This is a genomic window from Halobacillus sp. ABA4_118, from assembly GCF_056160205.1.
Map to the genome: position 1 here is coordinate 42406 of NZ_JBSWWS010000001.1, position 19658 is coordinate 62063.

At 45.2% G+C, this 19658-nt stretch carries 20 protein-coding genes; 4 read left to right on the top strand and 16 right to left on the bottom strand.

The features are described from left to right. The first annotated feature begins 28 nt into the window (after positions 1–28). Complete coding sequence (locus ACXAGL_RS00255; protein WP_084163120.1) at positions 29–193, top strand: DUF2759 domain-containing protein; 165 nt, start codon at positions 29–31, stop codon at positions 191–193. Positions 194–232: 39 nt separating this feature from the next. Here the strand turns inward: ACXAGL_RS00255 and ACXAGL_RS00260 are convergent, their stop codons facing one another. The 6 genes from ACXAGL_RS00260 to ACXAGL_RS00285 all read right to left on the bottom strand — a co-directional run bounded on the left by ACXAGL_RS00260 (position 233) and on the right by ACXAGL_RS00285 (position 6620). Then, the gene (locus tag ACXAGL_RS00260) at positions 233–1021 is read right to left on the bottom strand and encodes an ABC transporter permease (protein ID WP_474971233.1); all 789 of its coding nucleotides are present in this window, start codon (positions 1019–1021) and stop codon (positions 233–235) included. A 14-nt stretch (positions 1022–1035) separates the two neighbouring features. Next, positions 1036–1722, bottom strand: a complete 687-nt coding sequence (locus ACXAGL_RS00265) for an ABC transporter ATP-binding protein (protein ID WP_474968989.1) — start codon at positions 1720–1722, stop codon at positions 1036–1038. 105 nt (positions 1723–1827) lie between these two features. Continuing rightward, the gene (locus ACXAGL_RS00270) at positions 1828–3696 is read right to left on the bottom strand and encodes an LTA synthase family protein (protein ID WP_474989371.1); all 1869 of its coding nucleotides are present in this window, start codon (positions 3694–3696) and stop codon (positions 1828–1830) included. Between the two features lie 279 nt (positions 3697–3975). After that, positions 3976–4935, bottom strand: coding sequence for an ROK family glucokinase (locus ACXAGL_RS00275; protein ID WP_474989373.1), 960 nt, complete (start codon positions 4933–4935; stop codon positions 3976–3978). Then, complete coding sequence (locus ACXAGL_RS00280) at positions 4932–5150, bottom strand: YqgQ family protein (RefSeq protein WP_027955399.1); 219 nt, start codon at positions 5148–5150, stop codon at positions 4932–4934. The genes ACXAGL_RS00275 and ACXAGL_RS00280 overlap by 4 nt, the downstream gene beginning before the upstream one ends. 66 nt (positions 5151–5216) lie before the next feature. Continuing rightward, the gene (locus ACXAGL_RS00285) at positions 5217–6620 is read right to left on the bottom strand and encodes a spore germination protein (protein ID WP_281658387.1); all 1404 of its coding nucleotides are present in this window, start codon (positions 6618–6620) and stop codon (positions 5217–5219) included. A 222-nt stretch (positions 6621–6842) separates the two neighbouring features. On the opposite strand from ACXAGL_RS00285, the gene ACXAGL_RS00290 reads away from it, so the two are divergent. After that, entirely contained in the window at positions 6843–7700 is an 858-nt protein-coding gene (locus tag ACXAGL_RS00290) for a hypothetical protein (RefSeq protein ID WP_474989375.1), read from the top strand. On the opposite strand, the gene ACXAGL_RS00295 is transcribed toward ACXAGL_RS00290, so the two are convergent. The 3 genes from ACXAGL_RS00295 to rpmG form a co-directional block, all read right to left on the bottom strand. Further along, positions 7694–9226 (bottom strand): rhomboid family intramembrane serine protease, encoded by a 1533-nt coding sequence (locus tag ACXAGL_RS00295; protein WP_474989377.1) that lies wholly within the window; start codon positions 9224–9226, stop codon positions 7694–7696. The two genes, ACXAGL_RS00290 and ACXAGL_RS00295, sit on opposite strands and share 7 nt — an antisense overlap. Positions 9227–9614: 388 nt before the next feature. Next, on the bottom strand, positions 9615–10184 hold the full coding sequence (locus tag ACXAGL_RS00300) for a 5-formyltetrahydrofolate cyclo-ligase (RefSeq protein ID WP_474989379.1): 570 nt from the start codon (positions 10182–10184) through the stop codon (positions 9615–9617). A gap of 51 nt (positions 10185–10235) precedes the next feature. Further along, complete coding sequence (gene rpmG / locus ACXAGL_RS00305) at positions 10236–10385, bottom strand: 50S ribosomal protein L33 (RefSeq protein ID WP_027955394.1); 150 nt, start codon at positions 10383–10385, stop codon at positions 10236–10238. A 175-nt stretch (positions 10386–10560) separates the two neighbouring features. Between rpmG and ACXAGL_RS00310 the strand changes: the two genes are divergently transcribed. Continuing rightward, a complete protein-coding gene (locus ACXAGL_RS00310) occupies positions 10561–10941 on the top strand; it encodes a DUF6115 domain-containing protein (RefSeq protein ID WP_474971232.1) in 381 nt (126 codons plus the stop codon). Then, positions 10938–11384, top strand: a complete 447-nt coding sequence (locus tag ACXAGL_RS00315; RefSeq protein WP_474989381.1) for a hypothetical protein — start codon at positions 10938–10940, stop codon at positions 11382–11384. Before ACXAGL_RS00310 ends, ACXAGL_RS00315 begins: the two co-directional genes overlap by 4 nt. 117 nt (positions 11385–11501) lie before the next feature. On the opposite strand, the gene phoU is transcribed toward ACXAGL_RS00315, so the two are convergent. From phoU to ACXAGL_RS00350, 7 genes are all read right to left on the bottom strand, one after another. Then, a complete protein-coding gene (gene phoU / locus ACXAGL_RS00320; protein ID WP_474968997.1) occupies positions 11502–12158 on the bottom strand; it encodes a phosphate signaling complex protein PhoU in 657 nt (218 codons plus the stop codon). A gap of 18 nt (positions 12159–12176) precedes the next feature. Continuing rightward, entirely contained in the window at positions 12177–13019 is an 843-nt protein-coding gene (gene pstB / locus ACXAGL_RS00325; protein WP_474968998.1) for a phosphate ABC transporter ATP-binding protein PstB, read from the bottom strand. A 22-nt stretch (positions 13020–13041) separates the two neighbouring features. Further along, positions 13042–13920, bottom strand: a complete 879-nt coding sequence (pstA, locus tag ACXAGL_RS00330) for a phosphate ABC transporter permease PstA (protein ID WP_474989383.1) — start codon at positions 13918–13920, stop codon at positions 13042–13044. Continuing rightward, positions 13920–14867 carry a phosphate ABC transporter permease subunit PstC gene (pstC, locus tag ACXAGL_RS00335; protein ID WP_474969000.1) on the bottom strand — a complete coding sequence of 316 codons (948 nt, stop codon included), beginning with the start codon at positions 14865–14867 and terminating at the stop codon, positions 13920–13922. Before pstC ends, pstA begins: the two co-directional genes overlap by 1 nt. A 76-nt stretch (positions 14868–14943) precedes the next feature. Then, the gene (locus tag ACXAGL_RS00340; protein WP_474969001.1) at positions 14944–15942 is read right to left on the bottom strand and encodes a PstS family phosphate ABC transporter substrate-binding protein; all 999 of its coding nucleotides are present in this window, start codon (positions 15940–15942) and stop codon (positions 14944–14946) included. A 212-nt stretch (positions 15943–16154) separates the two neighbouring features. Continuing rightward, positions 16155–18311: a peptidoglycan D,D-transpeptidase FtsI family protein gene (locus ACXAGL_RS00345; protein ID WP_474989385.1), complete on the bottom strand. Its 2157-nt coding sequence runs from the start codon at positions 18309–18311 to the stop codon at positions 16155–16157. Between the two features lie 87 nt (positions 18312–18398). Further along, positions 18399–19634, bottom strand: a complete 1236-nt coding sequence (locus ACXAGL_RS00350) for an MFS transporter (protein WP_474969003.1) — start codon at positions 19632–19634, stop codon at positions 18399–18401. Between the last annotated feature and the right edge of the window lie 24 nt (positions 19635–19658).

Sequence of the window (19658 nt, forward strand, 5' to 3'; positions counted from 1 at the left end):
AAGAAAAGTGAGCCGGGAGGTGCTGAATTTGGTAACAGCTATTCTTCTATTACTTGTTACAATTCTTTGTGTCTTTGCAATTTTCCGCGAACTGAAAACAAAAAACTTTTTCGCTGTCCTTTTTGCAGGGGCCTCAGCTTTAGTTTTTGGCTGGTTCTCTGTCATGACAATCTGGTACAATCTCTTTGCTTAAATGAAAAAGCAGGCTCTTCTGATGAAGAGCCTGCTTTTTTTAGGATCTGGAACTGCGGATTTCCTCTTCCGACTGGAGCAGCTGCTTCTCCCTGTTAAAGAAATACCTATACATAGCGAGCGTAATAAACATAGAGCTTAAGGATACAGAAGAAAAGATACTCAGGGAAATCACAAGCTGATATTTAATCGCCATAACCGGCGATACACCTCCGAGTATCAAACCCGTCATCATTCCGGGAAGCTGTACAAGACCAATGGTCTTCAGCCGGTCTACGTTTGGGATCAATGAAGCATGCAGTGTTTTTTGTACAATTAAATGTGAGGCCTGCTTCGGCTCCGCTCCGAGTGATAAAGCCGCCAGCAGCCGACCATTATTTTCCTTGAACTCACTCTTCATCCTTTCGAGAGCCAGTCCCATGGCTGTCATACTGTTCCCAATGACCATCCCGCTCATCGGGATGACTTCTGAGGGCTTAAACTGGATCATGTCAAAGATCAGCCAGAGACCGAGCACTCCTGCCTCAATCGCAACCAGACCGGCGAATAAGACATAGCCGACATAAGGCAGCTCTTTTCCCCGTTGCCTGGCATGAAAAGTGGCGATGATGATCATAACCGAGAGCATAAGAGGAATACCATAAGAGGCCGGGAGTTCAAATAGAAAGGTTAATATGTAGCCGATGGCAAACAACTGCACCGTCCCTCTGAATGTTGACCACAACACACTTTTACTGACTCCAAGCTGATAAAAATAAGACAAAGCAAGCGGGACGATGACAAAGATCACTAAAAATAATAATGACTGATTTGATATTTCAGGAGCCAACCTTCACCACATCCTTACTGTTCCAAAAATTCACGGAGTCGTTCCGTTTTCGGGTTTTCCAACATTTCCGGGATGGTTCCATCCTCTTGAAGCTTTCCGTCAGCAACAAAAAGGCCGCGCGTTCCAAGCCGCCGGGCCTGATTCAAATTATGGGTAACCATCACCATCGTCAGTTCGTGTTCTTGTATGAGCTCTTCCAACACTTCCTCGATTTCTTCAGCCGTCCGGTAATCCAGTGCACTTGTCGGTTCATCCAGGAGCAGGACATCCGGTGAATTCGCAAGTGTCCTTGCCAGGGAAACCCGCTGCTTTTCTCCTCCGGACAGTTGATCGACATCCCTTTCCAAATAGCTGGATGGCAGCTGGACATAATCCAGGAGCCTCCTGCCGTCCTCTTCCTGCCATTCACCAAAAAGGCTGGGACCATATTTCAAATTGTCCAGAACGGTCCCCGGAAACAAATTCGGAGCCTGCAGGACCAGCCCCACCTTTTTTCTTAATTCCGTTACAGGGTGTTCAGAGATAGGCGCATCTTTAAAATAGATGGTCCCCTTCCCGGGATCATTCAGTCGGTTCAATAAAAATAACAGCGTGCTTTTTCCAGCTCCTGATGGACCGAATAAAATGACTTGATCTTTTTTTTCTATTGTAAAATTCAAATCCTCCAGCGGCTGCTGGCTGACATGTTCAAAACGAAACACAGCCCTTCCCCCTTTTTCATCTATCTGCCTATCTTTACCCTCCTGATAGGACATTTATGCAGCAGAAAAAAAGCCTGCACAGTTCAACTGTACAAGCTTTTCTCATTATTTAAAATCATAGAACCGGAATAAATCTCCGTAAATAATATTATCAGAGTAGTTCAACTCCTGGTCCACTTCCTGCTTCACAGGTTCACAAGCTTCCGCCTGCCCTTCTTCCAACGGTTCCCCTGTTTCCCTGTCATAGCATGTCTCACTGGTATAGACATACTCTTCCGTCACAAAACTGCCATCACGGAGGGCGATGAAATCTTTTTTCTTCTCAGAGAACATGTTGTCACCAAAGGTCATATCTCCTCCGGAATCAACCCCCAGCAAATGCAGCAGGGTCGGTTTCACATCAATCTGCCCGACGACCTTATTCTCCACGCCCCCATTTTCATACCCTGGGATATGAATCATGAACGGGACACGCTGCAGCTGTGTTTGAACGAATGGATCCACTTCTTCTCCAAGGAACTGACTCATCGCTTTATTATGAAAATCGCTGATGCCGTAGTGGTCACCCATCATAACAATAATGGAATCCTCATAAAGATCCGCATCCTTCAGCTGTTGGAAAAACTGTTCCAGCGCTTCATCTGTATACCTGGCTGTCTGGAAGTATGCATTCAACGTATTGGAATTGGAATCGTATTTGTCAATATGCGCTTTTTCTTCCGGCAGTTCGAATGGGAAATGGTGGGTCAGCGTAATAAACTTGCTGTAAAACGGCTGCTCCTGCTCTTTCAAATAATCAATCGACTGCTCGAAAAACGCCTTATCCTCAAGTCCCCATCCAAAGGAATTTTCCGGTGTCACGTCAAAGGACTGTTCATCGTGGAACTCATCGTATCCGATATTGTCATACATCACATCCCTGTTCCAGAAGCTTCCATTGTTAGCATGGAAAACAGATGTTTCATATCCTTCATTGTTGAGAATTTCAGGAAGCGCATGGTACTCATTCCCGGCATGGGTGAAGTACACCGCTCCCCTGCCAAGAGGGTACAACGAATTTTCCACGATAAATTCTGAGTCAGACGTTTTCCCCTGAGCAGTCTGATGATAGAAGTTTTCAAACGTAACCGTATCACTGCTTTCCTTCAATTCGTTCAGGAAAGGTGTGGTCTCTACTCCATTGATTTCTGAATCATATAAAAAGTGCTGGAAAGATTCCACACTCACGAAAATCACATTTTTATCTTCAGCGATTCCGTACAAATCAGCATCCTTATCAGCTTCATCCGGTGATTTCTCTTGAAGATAAGACTCGATTTCACTGATTTCACTACCATCAGCGAATACTCTCTGCGCTCTCGTTTTTGTCTGCATGGTCGCATCATACACGTGGTAGTTAAAGATGCCTATGTTTTTGACGAGATACTCGCGGTCAAAGGCACGCACAAACAGCATCGGACGCTCAATTTCAGCAAGGACGACATTGCCGGCCAGCAGCAGAAAAGTGACGGCTGTTGCAGCGATCTTCCCACGCTTAGGAAGCTTTACAGTCAAATCAAACCTCTGTCTGCTCAAGTACCAGACGATGGCTGCATCGGCAAAAATGAAAATATCCTCGATATGCAGAAGCGTAAGGAAACTCCCTGTTAAGTCCGCTGCATTATTCCCCTGGAACAATACAGGAATGGTAATGAAATCAGTGAAATTCCGATAGAAGATCAAGTTCACGAACAAAATAAAAGAACCGAGAAGCACGGTCCACCGTAAGTATTTCCTTTGATTCTTAGGTTTCATCCATACACTGATGGCGAAAATCAAATAGGCACTCGCAATCGGATTAAACAGCAGGATCAATTCCTGCATGGGGTTTTCAATCGATAAATCAAACATAAATCGGTAAACGATGTATGTCTTAATACCAAATAAAACCGTAGCAATCATAAATAAAGGCATGCGAATATTTCTCAATTGCATGGTGGTTCCTCCTCTAGTACATCTATGGCCATATCTTTACACTTTTTAACCATAGCCATTATTTAACTTTACATTTTCCACTTATTATCAATATTAAACCGTCACTTTATATATGACGTCTATTGTACCATAAAAGTTTCAAATTTTATTACCCTGATTTTACCAGTTTTGATAAGGTCTATCTACCTATTTCATTATAATGGCCTCCTTCAACATGAAGAATGTTTTCTATGAGCCGAATCCCCACAAAAAAACTGGAGCCGACAAGGCTCCAGTTTTTTATTTGTTCTTTTTCACTAAATACGCTCCACCGATAACCCCGGCATCATTTCCAAGTTCTGCAAATTCAAAAGTGGACGCTTCCGCTGTTCGGGAAAGGGCATATTTACGGTACGCCGTCTTCAAGGGGTTCAGCAGTTGATTACCAGCCTGTGAAACCCCACCACCGATGACAATTTTCTCAGGGTTGATAACGATTGCCATGTTGGCAATTGCCATTCCAAGCACGTCGGTTACCTGATGAAGAACAACCGATGCCGCTTCGTCTCCCTCCGCAGCAGCTTGGAAGACATCTTTGGCTGTAAGCTCATCGGATTGAATAAAGGAATGAAGAGCAGAGTCATCATAGTTTTCCGCTTCCACTTTCGCCTTTCTAACAATCCCTGTAGCTGACGCCTCTGTTTCCAGACATCCGGTCTTCCCACAATTACAAGGGGCCCCGCCTTCAGGGATGACCGTTACGTGGCCGAGTTCTGCTGCTGTTCCATTCGCCCCATTCAATACACTGCCGTTGGCGATCACACCTCCGCCTACTCCAGTTCCAAGCGTAACCGCGATGAGTTCTTTACATCCGCGCCCTGCCCCGAGCCAGTTCTCTCCGAGCGCTGCAAGGTTGGCATCATTATCGACCCAAACGTCATAGCCCGTCAGTCCACTTAAAATTCGACCGAAGTCAAAATCTTTCCAGCCTATGTTTACAGCTTCGTGGATATAACCAGTTGAAGTTTCCACAAATCCAGGAGCTCCTGCCCCGATCCCCATAATTTGTGACGGATTGATGCCCAGCTCCGCCCGGACCTGCTCTACGGCTTCGGAAATGTCTTCAGGAATGGCCGCCCCTTTGTCATCCGTATTCGTCGGAACTTCCCACTTTTTCATAATTTGTCCATCTTCGTTAATAAAAGCAAGCTTAATCGTTGTACCGCCAATATCAGCACCTATGTACACCTGTCCGCTCATCGTCGATTGTCCCCCTCCTGCCGGTCTCTCTCCCGGGCAATTTCACTGCGGAGCAGCAATAAAGCCATCTGAAAGTCTTCTGTTGTCATACACTGGGATTGATAGAGCTCCCGGATCTCATCTTCCATCATTTCTAAGTCTGCTGTCCGATCACCAATATATATGATCGTTCCAAATTTTTTTAAAAACTGCTGAACATCATAAATCGTTTTCATATTTTATCACCAGTTCCTATTATAGCAAGAGTCGGTCCAATTGAAAATGCAGAAAAACCCCGGCCGTCAGCGGTCAGGGTCTTTCGGGTGAAGAAAGGCGGGTCGTCTGTTTTTCAAAGGAATGGGCGAACGCAGCAGCACATCTCTTAAGGGCTTCCAGGAAAACGGCATAAACGGCCAGAGATACGGGGTTTTGAACGTCTGCATCCGCGTCAGGTAAATCAGCCAGAACGTAATCCCGATCACATACCCTTTAAGTCCGAAAAGTCCCACAGCCAAGAGAAGCGCGAGCCTGGAAAGGCGGTCCGCCAGACCGACCTCGTAACTTGGTGTAGCAAACGTCCCAACCGCAGCAAGGGCGAGGTACAGCACGACCTCACTTGAAAAGAGCCCGACTTCCACGGCGACCTGTCCGATTAATATGGCAGCCACGAGCCCCAGAGCTGTCCCCAGAGAAGACGGGGTGTGGATGGCGGCCATCCGCAGCATATCTATTCCAATTTCAGCAAAAAGGAACTGCACAAGTAATGGGATGGTTCCCGCTTCTGTTGGACCGATATAGGAAAGGGACTCCGGAAGCAGGTCTGGATTTTTTGAAAATAAGAAGTACAGGGGCAGAACAAAAATAGATGCAAAAAACGCAAAATAGCGGACCCACCGTAAATAAGCCCCCACCAATGGTTTCTGCCTGTATTCCTCCGCATGCTGCATATGATGCCAGAACGTTGCCGGAGTAATCATGACACTTGGAGATCCATCAATAATGACGAGTATATGTCCTTCATACAAGTGGGCGGCCGCTGTATCCGGCCGCTCTGTGTAACGAATGACCGGGTAGGGGTTCCAATGCTGCCCACTGATATATTCTTCGATCGTCTTTTCCGCCATAGGTAGAGCGTCCGTATCGATCTCCTGCAGCACCCTTTTCAGATGATCCACTCGATCTGTATCGGCAATATCCTTGATGTAACAGATACAGACATCTGTCAGCGATCTTCTTCCGACCTGCAGATACTCCATTCGTAAGGACCGGTCCCTCACACGCCTTCTTGTCAGGGCGGTGTTAAAAATAATCGTTTCTACAAAGCCGTCCCTGGAGCCACGGACAACCCTTTCCAGATCTGGTTCCTGCGGCCCGCGTACGGGGTAGGTCCGGGCATCAATGATAATGATCTCGTCGACCCCTTCTACAAGAAGGGCTGTCGGTCCTCCCAGAACGAGATTGGCCGCCTGATTCATATCTTTTTCCTGCCCCAGTTCTACATAGGGAAGATGGGTTTTCAATAATTTATCTAAAGGATCGGGATCGAGCTGCTCTGGCTCCAGACGAGACAACAGCTTCATTAAATAGTGAAGAATATCATCCTTCACAAAGCCATCGATGAAGAACAAGGACATCCCCCGGCCGGCATATACCAGGTCCAGATGAACCATATCAAAGCTTTCGTCCACGCCGAGTCGTTTTCTCATATACGCTACATTTTCTTCATAACTGTCAAACAATCGCTGATCTTTCTTTTCTTCCACGCGCCTGCCTCCTTACACTCTCCTGTGCTATCTTTTATTTTTCCTACAAACCCCCGATTTCATGCGCAGAGGTTCATGTAGAAGTTCCAGTCAGAGGCATGTCCTGCTTTTTCAATACATATCCTTTACTAATTCAAGATTGTGACAGGCCAAGGAGAGAGTCGAATGAAAAAAGTGTGGATCTACTGGGTGCTGGGCCCGCTGACTCTGGCAGTCGCCCTGGCATTATTCACCCAGACTGGAGAGCAGCCCGTCATCAAATATTTCCCAATCGATCAATCGGAAATATTCGAATCATTTGGAACCGCTCTTGATTATGACGCTGAGGAAGACGAGGATGAATACAAAGTATCCTGGAAGGTAGCTTCCAAAAGTGAAAGTCCTGTGTATTTGAGGCAGGACGTTTCCCTGCTTTACGTGAATGGAAGATTGAAAGGGGTTGTATCGAAGTGGAAGGAGAATGCAGACGTCATTGAAAAAGAAACGTCGCTCCATGGCGAAGACAGTCAAAAATATCAGGCGGTTTCCTTTCACCACGGAGAGGTTCATGAAGGGGAAAATGAAATAAAGAGCATGCAGGCCACCTCCAAGGATGAACTGTACGTCATCGATTCCCCCCACTCGCTCCGAACCGCTTTTAAGCAACCGGAGACTGAGGAGGAAAAGGAATGGAAACAAAGGCTCGATCATTCTATTGACCAACAGATTGAAGCCCAGTGGCAGGACCTTATCACCCATTATCAAATTCCACGGGACAAATATACAGCAGTCGCTCTTACAGAACTTGCGGATTATCATAACAAGCCCTTCCCCGGGACAAATGAAGCTGATTCTGAACGCATCAAAGGCCAACTATGGGAAGGGCTGTATAAAAATTATGTGCTGGGTATCAGCGATACGAAATCATCGCATCCGATTCAAAGTTACATTCCTCTGATTCTGTTCGACAAGGATGGGAAGCATTTAATTGTATTGTACGAAGATGATACAGGAAAAAAACATCAGCTCATTCAATATTATTGAGCCAATTCTTCATTCAACTGTTGAAAGTTTGTATTGTCCGGATTTAATTCAGCGGCTGTGGACGCCCGTTCAGCCGCTTTTTCCAATTCACCATCCTGCTGAAGCAGAAGGGCCAGGTTGTAGTGGGCTTCTGCCAGATCCGGCGCGATGGATATGACCTGCTCGAGATCGTCCTTGGCTTCTGACGACTCTCCGGACTGCAGGTAGGCATAGGACCTGTGGAAAAGAAGGTCTGCCTCATAGCCCTGCGGGTCTTCAAGAGCCTGGGTGGTGCGTTGGATTACTTCCCCGTAGGACTGCTGTTCGTTCAACTCGCTTACTTCCTCAACAACCACCCTGGACTGCTCCCCATTAAATACGCCTGTGATGCCAAGATATACCATAGCTGCCATGGCTCCAATATAAAGCAGAGCAGCAGCGGGCTGCCATTTTTTCATGGAATGCGCCGGCATATGAACCATTGCAGACGCAGTAAATCCTCCGATTAATCCGCCAATATGGGCGCCGTTATCCACTTGAGGAACCATCACACCAAAAGCAATATTGATCCCGATAATCACGATGAGGTTATACCCCATCGTCCGGAGGAACAGCTGCTTGTACTGAACACCGAAAAACAACAGGGCGCCAAACAACCCAAAGATAGCTCCCGAAGCTCCGGCAGCGACCGAAGGATTCATCATGAAACTTGCCATCCCTCCGAACAGGCCGGCAGCAAAATAGATGACCGCAAAACGCACCGTGCCATAAATCCTCTCTACTGCAGAACCTAAATAATACAAGGCCAGCATGTTCATAAAGAGGTGGATGAAGCCAATATGAAGGAAGGTCGACGTAAAGATCCGCCACCATTCTCCTTCCATAATTGCCGGGTTATATTTGGCACCATAGGAAATCAACGTTTCAATGGAGGTTGTGCTTCCGATGATCTCCAGATAAAGGAAGACCAAAATGTTGACGGCTAACAGAACATAGGTCAATCGGGGACGACCGTAATCAAAAATGGAAGCTGCAGCCTCTCTTTGATCTTTCTGTTTTTTCACGAGCTGATGCTTCATATAAGGAAGGGAAGCTTCCATTTCCTCTTCCCTTATACTCCGGTTGATTTCAGGCTTATCGATGTCTAGTGATTGAAAAAGGTCAGCCAGTGCCTGCTCCTTGTTTTCATCATTCATATAATACAAATGCAATGGGATTTTTTGATCCTTATACCCCTTTACAGTATCTTCCCACTCGTCAACAGGAGGATGTTCAGATACGAATACCATATGAAACTCAAGCTTCCCTCCGCGAAATAGAGACCGGTTTTGATTGAGCTGTCGATACCCGGTTTCCAGTTCCCTCGCCAGTTCATTTCTCCAATTCAGCTGTTTATGGGAAAGCCTGAACACATGGTTTTTTTTATTCACTTTTTTCTCCAGCCATATCTCCCCATGATTCGTATTCACATGGAGAACCTGGAAATGTTGAACCTGGACCATATAGTCAGCCATTTTCCAGAGGTAATATTCCTGTTCAATAAACAATGGCGGTCCCTCCCTGCACCTTTCATATTACCACGCTTCCCACCTGCACAGCCATTCACACTACCTGACTGTACAAATAAAAAACGGCCAGGATAACCTGACCGCTTCAAGAGTGCCCCCGAAACATCTGGGATAGAAATTTCTGCCGCACCCACGGGATATTCATAGAAAAACGTACAAGCATCCGGCGCAGGGCAGGAAATCTCGTGACTACATCCAGGGCTTGGTAACGATACTTGTATAACGCTGTAATCAAAGACCCGATAATGAAGATCCACCGAAAGAATAGACGCATGTAAGACACCTCATTTGTGATTGGATACGCCTAGTTTCTGTTCAGCTCTCTTCCCTTATACAAGCTTCTTTTGATTTTTAAACCAGTATTGTATTACAGAGTATAGGTGGAATGAATCCCTTTTTCTGTGAGAACATATTCCACCCGCTGATCATAGTCCTCAAACGGAAGGGTATCCTCGCGCTGTTTTTCTGAAGCCATCATCATCGTCTTCCCTCTAAAGCCTTCAATATAACGGTCATAGTATCCCCCACCATAACCAATTCTGTACCCTTTGGAATCGAACAGCAGTCCGGGAACGAGCAGCAGATCAATAGCATTCTTTTCAACGAACCAATCTTTATCCCGCACCGGCTCCCTTAATCCAAAATAAACGCGCTCCAACTGATTGTAGCTGTCCAGCTGATAAAATTCCAGCTGCTTTTCCTTAGGCAGACACCGGGGCGCCGCAATGGTCTTCCCTGCTTTCCAGCCTTCTTCTATGATCGGCTCTGTAGACCATTCATGGTCCTGCGAAAGAGTGACTCCTATAATCTTGGCCTTTCTCCATTCTTCACTGGAGAATAAGCTCTGATACATGGATGATTCAATGGACTGTTTCTCTCTTAATGATATGTTATGAAGGATGCTTTTTCCTTTAAAGCGGTACGCTGTTTTATCCATCCCGTCACCTCCGATATGTATAAAAAAAACAGTAGGAATAAATCCTACTGCTTACTTCGTTTCGCGGTGAAGTGTGTGCTTACCAACGCGCGGGCTGTATTTCATAAGCTCGATGCGCTCAGGGTTTTTACGTTTGTTTTTAGTACTAATATAGTTGCGGTCACCTGTTTCAGTGCAGGCAAGTGTAATGTTTACACGCATGTTCATTCCTCCTAGTATCTAATCACTGACTTAATCACATTATCAGACTTACTCATAATAACAAAAACCTGCCTGTCTTTCAAGTGAATATTCCAGTAAAAACGGCTGAATATCCCATAGCCATGCCGTGATTTGTATGATATAAATAAACAGGGATTCGTTTAGGAGTGATATTATGTTTTATGCAGTTGCAGCGCTGGCGGGCGCAGCTATTGTTTTTTTCATTCTTTCCTTCTTTGCTAAAGACCGCATCAAACAGTTGGAGAATCAAATGGAACAGATGAACTTGACAATGATGCAGAACGATTATCAAATGAAGAAAAAAATGAAAGTCCTTGAAGAGGAATTGCTTGCTGGAGATTTGACACAGGAAATTGTCGATCAGCACAATCAAAAACAAACAAGCAGGCCTTCCACACCACTGAATGCAGCAGATACGGTGCTTACCATGTATCAAAAGGGTTATAAAACCCATTACATAGCGAAGCAGACGAATTTGAGTGAAGATGAGGTTCTTGCCATGGTCCACCGACCGAAGCAGGGAGTTCAATCATGAAGCAGTGGATACAGGCCTTTTCCATAGGATTACTGACATCAACCGCTGTTCTAGGAATAACATACTGGAATACGGAATCCCCTGAAGCGGAAGTGATTACAGAATCTATGAGTGAACAAGATATGCTGGACGATCTGGAGCAGTCTGGATACCGGGTACTCTCCAATGAGGAATGGGCAGCGGTAAAAGCTGAAAATCCGTCAACCCGAAAAGCAGAACCATCCAGTTCCGGGGAGACAACGTATACCATTGATATTGCCGAAGGTACGACAACTCCCGAAATCGGTGAAAAATTAGTGGATGCCGGCATCATTGAGGATGCGGATGATTTTACTGCATTTATGGAAGACGGCGGTTACAGCCGGTATATCCAAATCGGCCAGGCCACAGTCAAGTCAACCATGTCGTTCGAAGAAATGGCCGGGGCCATGACTTCAAAATAAACGTATGTAAAAAGACCGCAAGAGCGTGTAGAGTGCTCTTACGGTCTTTTTATTTTCTTCTTACAGGTGGTATGACAAAAAGCGTCTGAATATCCATATCCAGACGCTTTTTATTAATTAATTTAAATCATACGTTCTTCCTTTAACTTGATAGAAGATACTTTCACCGATGTTCGTGATGTGATCGGCATATCGTTCTATATATCGGGCTATATAAGCCATCTGCATGACATGCTGCACCTGTTCAGGATTGATGGCCGTGAATTCAAGCATCTGCTTCACTACATCCCCGCACTTCCGGTCAACGACATCATCCATTTCTGCAAGCTTATTCGCCAGGGAAATGTCTTCGTGTTCAAAGGCTTTCACAGCCAAATCCACCATATCCATCGCTAAAATGGCCATCTCCCGAAGCTCAGGGTCAATCTGAATCCCATGATTTTTTCCGAGGTGAATCGTCGCCTTGGCAATGTTTGTAGAGTGATCCGCCATCCGCTCCAAATCAGAAGAAATCTTAATGGCTGTTACAATTCTTCGTAAATCCCGGGCAACGGGCTGCTGCTTGGCAAGCATTAAAATGGCGTCCTCGTTGATTTTTTCTTCCTTTGCATCGATCACCGCATCATCTTCAATTAATTTTTCAGCTGCCTCCACATCTCCCTGATACAACAGATGGATGGCTGTATCAAGGGAGTACTTGACATCGATAGCTAAATCCTTAATTTGTTCTTTTATACTTTCAAGTTCTTCCTCAAAGTGAACACGAATGGACATAGAATACCCCTTCCCGAATTAGCCGAACCGTCCTGTAATATAATCCTCTGTACGCTTATCCTGAGGGTTTTGGAACAGGTTATCTGTATCGGCATATTCAATAAGCTCCCCATTTAGGAAGAAGGCCGTTTTATCAGAAATACGCGCTGCCTGCTGCATATTGTGTGTGACAATGACAATGCTGTACTTCTCCTTCAGTTCCTGAACCAATTCCTCTACTTTTGCTGTAGAAATAGGGTCTAAGGCTGAAGTCGGCTCATCCATAAGGATAACGTCAGGTTCTACAGCGAGGGCACGGGCAATACACACACGCTGCTGCTGACCGCCGGACAATCCATACGCGTTCTCATGAAGACGGTCTTTCAACTCATCCCAGATGGCTGCCCCTTTCAGACTCTTTTCAACAATCTGATCGAGAATTTCTTTCTTTTTCACACCATGAATACGTGGACCGTAAGCAACGTTATCATAGATGGACTTAGGGAATGGGTTCGGCTTTTGGAAAACCATCCCCACTTTTGTACGAAGGTATTCTTCCTTGAATTTACTGCTGAAGATATCCTGTTCGCGATATTTAATAGAACCAGACGTTTTAACAATCGGCACCATTTCAACCATACGGTTCAATGTCTTTAGGAACGTAGATTTACCACAGCCTGAAGGCCCGATAATAGCCGTTACCCGTTCCTGTGGAATACCCATGCTTACTTCATAAAGAGCCTGATCGGATCCGTACCATAGGTTCAAATCATTCACTTCGATGATGCTGTTGGTTTTCTCTTTTTTTACCTCTGATTTCACTTCAGGTTTTTTTGTTTGTTCGTTTCTCACGTTTGTTTTCTCTTCCATTACTTTACTCATAATGAAACCCTCCTCATCCTAATTAAAAGCGTCTCTGATATTTGTTCCGGATCAAGACAGCGATTGAGTTCATCAAAAGCAGGACAGCCAGTAGAATAATGATCCCCGCACCGGCTACATACTGCCACTCTTCCTGTGGTCTGCCCGTCCAGTTATAAATTTGAATCGGCATCACTGTATACTTCGCAAGCAGTGAATCCGGCAGTGTATAAATAGCTGTAGCTGCTCCGACAATAATCAACGGAGCTGTTTCCCCAATGGCCCGTGACAACGCAATGATGGCACCTGTCAATATTCCTGGTATTGCCGCTGGAAGTATCACGCGGGCAATCGTCTGCCACTTGGAGGCTCCCATTCCATAGGAAGCTTCCTTGATTTCAGACGGTACAGACCGGACAGCTTCCTGCGCTGCCACAACGATAACAGGAAGAATAAGAAGTGCCATGGTTAAACCACCCGCAAGAAGGGTGTACCCAAAGCTGAACATATAGACAAAGAAAGTTAATCCCAGAAGTCCAAACACAATCGACGGAACGCCGGCAAGGTTTTGGATATTCACACGAATAAAGTCTGTAAAGCGATTTTGGGGTGCGTATTCTTCAAGATAAATGGCTGTTGCTACACCAATAATGATGGCAAACACGGCAACGATGACCATTAAGAAAATCGACCCGATCAAGCCGGCATATATCCCTGCCTCTTCCGGGTACGGAGCAGGAAAGTTTAAAAGATAATCCAAGCTGAGGTATCCAACCCCTTGAGTCAACACACGGTAAAATAGTAAAACTAGAACGATCAGGCCGACAGCTGTAGCAAGTCCAAATAAAACCATGGAGATTTTATTTGCGGTTACTCTGCCTTCCATGCGCTTCTTCATATTTTGTTCATTCTGTCCAAGCATTAATATTCCTCCCTGAACTTACGCGAAATGTACTGGGCAATCAGGTTCATGACCAAGGTGAATACAAACAAGGTCATACCTACTGCATAAAGGCTGTAATAAATCGTGGATCCGAATGTCGTATCCCCTGTTGCAGCCTGTACAATAAAGGCAGTCATCGTCTGGATGGACTCTGTCGGGTTGAAAGTAAGATTCGGTGTAGCGCCGGCCGCAATCGTTACAATCATCGTTTCCCCAATTGCACGGGAAATAGCAAGTACAATAGAGGCAACGATTCCGGAAAGAGCGGCTGGAAGAACAACCTTTACTACAACTTCCAATTTCGTAGCTCCCAGACCATACGCACCTTCACGTAGAGCATTCGGTACAGAGTTCATGGCATCTTCAGAAAGGGATGCAACCATAGGAATAATCATAATTCCTACGACAACCCCTGCGCTTAAGGCGTTGAAAATTCCAAGATCAGGAATAATAGATTGAAACATTGGAGTGATGAACGTCAAAGCAAAATATCCGTAGACGACTGTAGGAATACCAGCCAGTACTTCCAGGATAGGCTTGATGACCCTTCTAACTTTATCATTCGCATACTCACTCAAGAAAATGGCTGCCATTAGTCCAAGTGGAACTGCAACAAGTGTTGCAATCAGCGTAACAAGCAGTGTACCACCGATTAACGGAGCAACCCCATATTCGCCGGACCACGGAGACCAGTTTGATCCTGTATAGAAATTAACAATTGAAACATCGGAGAAAAATCCGATCGATTCTCTTAATAAAGTAAATAAAATACCCAGTGTCGTGAGAACACTTACTGCTGCACAAAGTAACAGGAAAAACGGGATGATTTTCTCTATTCTTTCACCGACCGTTTTCTTTTTCTTATTGTTCTCAATCATCTGCTGGACGTCAATCATATTCCCCTCTGATTGCAAACCTTTGTCCATCATTAAACTCCTCTCATCCATAAGGCAGGGTGAGACTGGAATCAGCCTCACCCTCCTTGTTAGGTTTTAAAGTAACTTACTCTGCCCAGCCTTGAACTGTATCAAGCTGTTCTTGATATTTCTCGTCTGGAAGAGCTACATAACCAACTTCTTCAGCTGCTTTACCAGCATTGTTCAACGTGTACTCTACAAAGTCACGAACCTGCGCTTTTTCTTTATAAGCATTCACGTTTACATATGTGAATAGCGGGCGGGAAAGTGGCGTGTATGAACCATCCTGGATCGTTTCCGGATTCGGTTCAACAGCTTCGCCTTCACCTTCAGAAATGGCAAGAGCTTTCAGGCTGTCCTGGTTTTCAGCGTAGTAGGCATATCCAAAGAATCCGATCGCGTTTGGATTGTCTTTAATTCCACGTACAAGAACGTTGTCATCCTCAGAAAGAGTTGTGTTTTCGCCTTCTTTCATCGGCTCTTCTTCAAGAACAACTTCGTTGAAGTAGTCGAATGTACCGGAATCATGACCAGGGCTGAAGATTTTAATTTGTTCCTCAGGCCAGTCAGGGTTAATGTCAGACCACATTTGAGCGTCAGAAGAGTCGAGGAAAATCTGCTTAAGCTGATCGATTGTAAGCTCTTCAGCGAAATCATTTTCAGCACTCACTACTACAGAAAGACCATCGTAAGCCAGCTCTAGAGGCTCAAGAGTAATATCATTTTCTTCAGCGATTGATTTTTCTTCTTCCTTGATCTCACGGGAAGCGTTACTTAGATCAATTTCACCAACTGTAGATTTTTTGAATCCACCGCCGGAACCAGAAGAGTTCAATGTTGCGTCAACTTCCGGTTGTTCCTGCTGATAGGAATAAGTTAAGTTTTCCATGATCGGGAACACAGTAGAAGAACCATCAATGTCGATTGGGCCGGATACTTCTTCGGAGCTTTCTTCTCCAGAACCTTCACCGCTTGTGCTGTCCTGTTCTTCTGTGTTGCCTTCCTCGGAACCACCACATGCTGCAAGCACTCCTACTACAAGGATGAATGCAAGCATTAATGCTAAACTCTTGAAGTTTTTCATTTCTTTCTCCCCCTATTATTTATAAATATTTAATGCTGCCGGCCGCTTGGCCAACTCACATTTTATATACTAACGACGGAGTTTTAATAACATATGAATGAAACGTAAAGGTTTTGTAAATTGAGGTTTTTTAGCGAAAAAGATTGGGAAATGACTTATTTTTACGCTATATTTCTCCGTCTTCGTATAAAAAAGGAGTGATACGTTGTGTATCACTCCTCAGTTTCTGCATCTTCTCCGTTGTTATTCTCTTGTTCATCCGGTCCTTCGTCAGCGGTACCATTTTCCCGTGCTTCTTTCAGCTCGAAGTACGCCTCACCAATCCGGGCACCAATGTTATTGCTGATGTTGAACGTACTTGTTGCCCCTTCTCCCAGGTAAGGAGAAATGATGGAAAAGGCAATTTCCGGATTATCCGATGGGGCATAGCCGACCAAAGTTTTGTTCAGAAGCTCATCGTAGGTGGTTCTCTCTCCGTCTTCACTGAAAACTGTTTTAGACGCCTGTGCCGTACCTGTCTTCACAGCCATATCATACTGGGCATAGGGCTGCTTCGAGAATATGGAACTCGCCGTTCCTTCGCTCGTCTGGGCCACCTGCCTGAAGCCTTCCTGTACACGCTCAATATAGGACGAATCCATATCAAGCTGGTTCAGCACCTCCGGCGTATAATCTTTATAAACCGGACCGAGTCCCTCGCTGCTGGATGGTTCGTGGACACTGTTGACGAGACTCGGACGTATACGGTCGCCGCCATTTGCAATTGTCGAGACGTATTGATTCAACTGCATCGCTGTATACGTATTGAACTGCCCGATGGAAAAGTCGAGGATTTCCCCAGGGTTTTGAAGTGTACCATTGACTCCAGTTGCCTCATACGGAAAGTCAATTCCAGTGGTGACGCCCAGCCCGAACTGGTTGAAATTGTAAACGAACTTGTCTAACGTTTCATCTTCCAGTTTCAAAGCATTCATATTATATTGATTGCTTGTTTCTCCACCAAGATACATAGCTAGGAAAAACATGTAGACGTTGGAGGATTGCTGCAGGGCAGCTATATCGTTAACAGATCCGATCCCCGACGTGTATGATGCTTTTTGGCTGCCGGCTATTGTAATAGGTTTGTCATTGATCCATGTATTCGGTGTAACGACACCTTCATGAAGACCTGTCAGAACTGTTGCCCCCTTAACCGTTGATCCCGGCATATAGGCATTGTATAACGCCTGATGGGAAGTGTCTGTGAAACGGTCCTCTCCTTCTTCCGGACTGCGGTTGTAGGTCTGTCCGCTGATCGCCAGAATTTCTCCTGTCTGCGGATTGGAAACGACAGCAATGGCATTCTCCAGATGACGGTTTAGAGAAGGCGCATTGACGATGGCTGATTGAAGCTCTTCCTGGACAATTTTATTCACTTCTTCCTGAAGCTCCATATCAATGGTCAATTGCAGGTCTTTTCCCGCCTGACCTTCACGGATGACTTTGGAATTGATGACGGTGTTGTTGCTGTCCGTTTCATACTGGACCTTTTCCTTCGTCCCCCGTAGAACATCCTCATATTCCTGTTCAAGTCCGCTTGTACCAACACGGTCATTGCGGCTGTAATCCAGAGACATGTAATAATCAAGATCATCCTTAGGGAGACCCTGCTCACTTGATGTGATACTTCCGAGGTAACTGCGAAACGTGGACTCATACGGATATGTACGTTCCCAGTCTGAAGTTACATTCACGCCTGGAAGCTTCGCCAGGTTTTCTGCCACCGCGGAATATTCCGCTTCTGTAATATCTGAATTCTTAATTACATGCGGCGCCAGGGAATACGCCTGATCAAGCTCCTTTTTCACAGCGATGACTTCTTTCGTCTGATTATCGTAGCCGGAGATCTCTTCTTCTGTAATGCTGTCCAGCTGCAGCTGATATACATCGCCGTTATCCTTATCTTCTGTCACTTGATCCTCTACACGATCACGGACCTCCTGCTCATTCTGCAGGTAGAAATATTCCTTCAGGTCACGATCTGTCAGACTTTCATAGTCCATGTCAATATAAGAGGACAATGTCTGAGCAAGTTCCAGCTTGTCTCCGGCCTGCACCCCTTTGGGTGGTGTATACGTAATCGAGTATAACGGTTCATTATCAACAATCACCTGACCATTACGATCATACATTTCACCCCGCGGCACAGAAATGGTTGTTGTTGTATTTTCAGTGCGGTCAATTTCATCCTGTGCTTCTTCGCCATTCAATATTTGAACAACTCCAAGCTGCAGAATGATTCCGGCAAATAAGACGAACACAATAAAAAACACCACGTTCAACCGAAAGGGAAGGTGTGTATTATCTTTATGTCGTTTGTTTTTCCCCATGAACTCCTCTCCTTCTTTCAAAATCCTTCTGCTATTATACCATTTCTTCAGGTCCTGAGAATAGAAGAAGCTCATGGGTGTTTGGTTTCAATTATGTGTCACTCGGGGAGGTTTCGAATCAATACCTCGAATGAAAAAGTAAATCAGGAAGTGTCCTCCGCCGACAAGAAGCAGAATGTAAGGAATCCCCGTTTCCGGAGGAATAAATGTAATGGCCCCTAAAAAAACGAGGATGGATAGAACTCTCCCCATATTCAAAAAAATTTCCCGAACTACGATATATTCGATCCGCATCTCAGCCGCATTCCACGATCTCCCGATGACATCATAGGTGAGAGACACGTAGGGCACGTACAACAAAGGAAAAAAGACTCCGGCAACAGCGGCGTACAATAAAAGCAGCGGCATCGTGCTGCTGAATAGAAGGATGATGACACTGACATATAAGCAGAGGCCTGAAATAAAGATCGATGTTTTCCTCCGCTTCGGTTTCACCCATCTGCTCACAAGAAAATAAAACATAAATGAAAAACCGGAGTAAACCAAATTAAAAACTCCGAGAGACAGTTCATTTTTTGTCAGCAGGAAAATCCAAATGGATACAGCAAACAAAAAAGTTCCCTCTCTGAATCCCTGGGCTACATGAGCATTTAAAATACGTTTCCAGTCCACATTATGCTTCCGCTCGGTTACAATCCGCCGGAAAGAAAAATTCCCCCGTGCTCTTCTTCTAGATAATCCAAAACTCACCAGCACGGCTACAATAAATAAGGCAAACGAAGCACTGAAAATCACTGTGTACCCGGTAAAGTTATTGAGGCGCGAAATAATAAAGCCGGCCAAAAGGGGTCCTGTCATACCGCCAAGCGACTGCAGGACACCGAGAAAGCCGTTAAAAAAATCTCGTGTATCCGGCTCTGTAATTTCAAAAGTCAGAACGTTATAAGCAAGCCAGTAAAAACCGTAACCGATTCCGAGCAGGGCACCGAGCATCAAGTTGAAGGAAGCCGCCCGTTCCCCCACCACCAGCACAGTCAGGAAAAATAACGAAAGGACTGTTACTCCTGTTCGCAGCACAATGACACGGTCCATCTTTTTCGCCCACCGTCCCGCAACGATAAAGGTAAGCGGCTGAAAAATGTATATGCTGAGGTTATAAAGAGCGATATCCGTGTAGCTGTTGGACTGCTTCCATAAGTATATGTTCACAAAGGTACTGGATAAGAATATTCCGAGGGAGTACAAGCCTCCAATGAGAAGTAACAATAATAAATCTCTAGAAACGTTTTCGCGGCTCAGCCATGTGCGCAGCTTACTCATCATATGCATGTCTCCTTTATGTTCTCC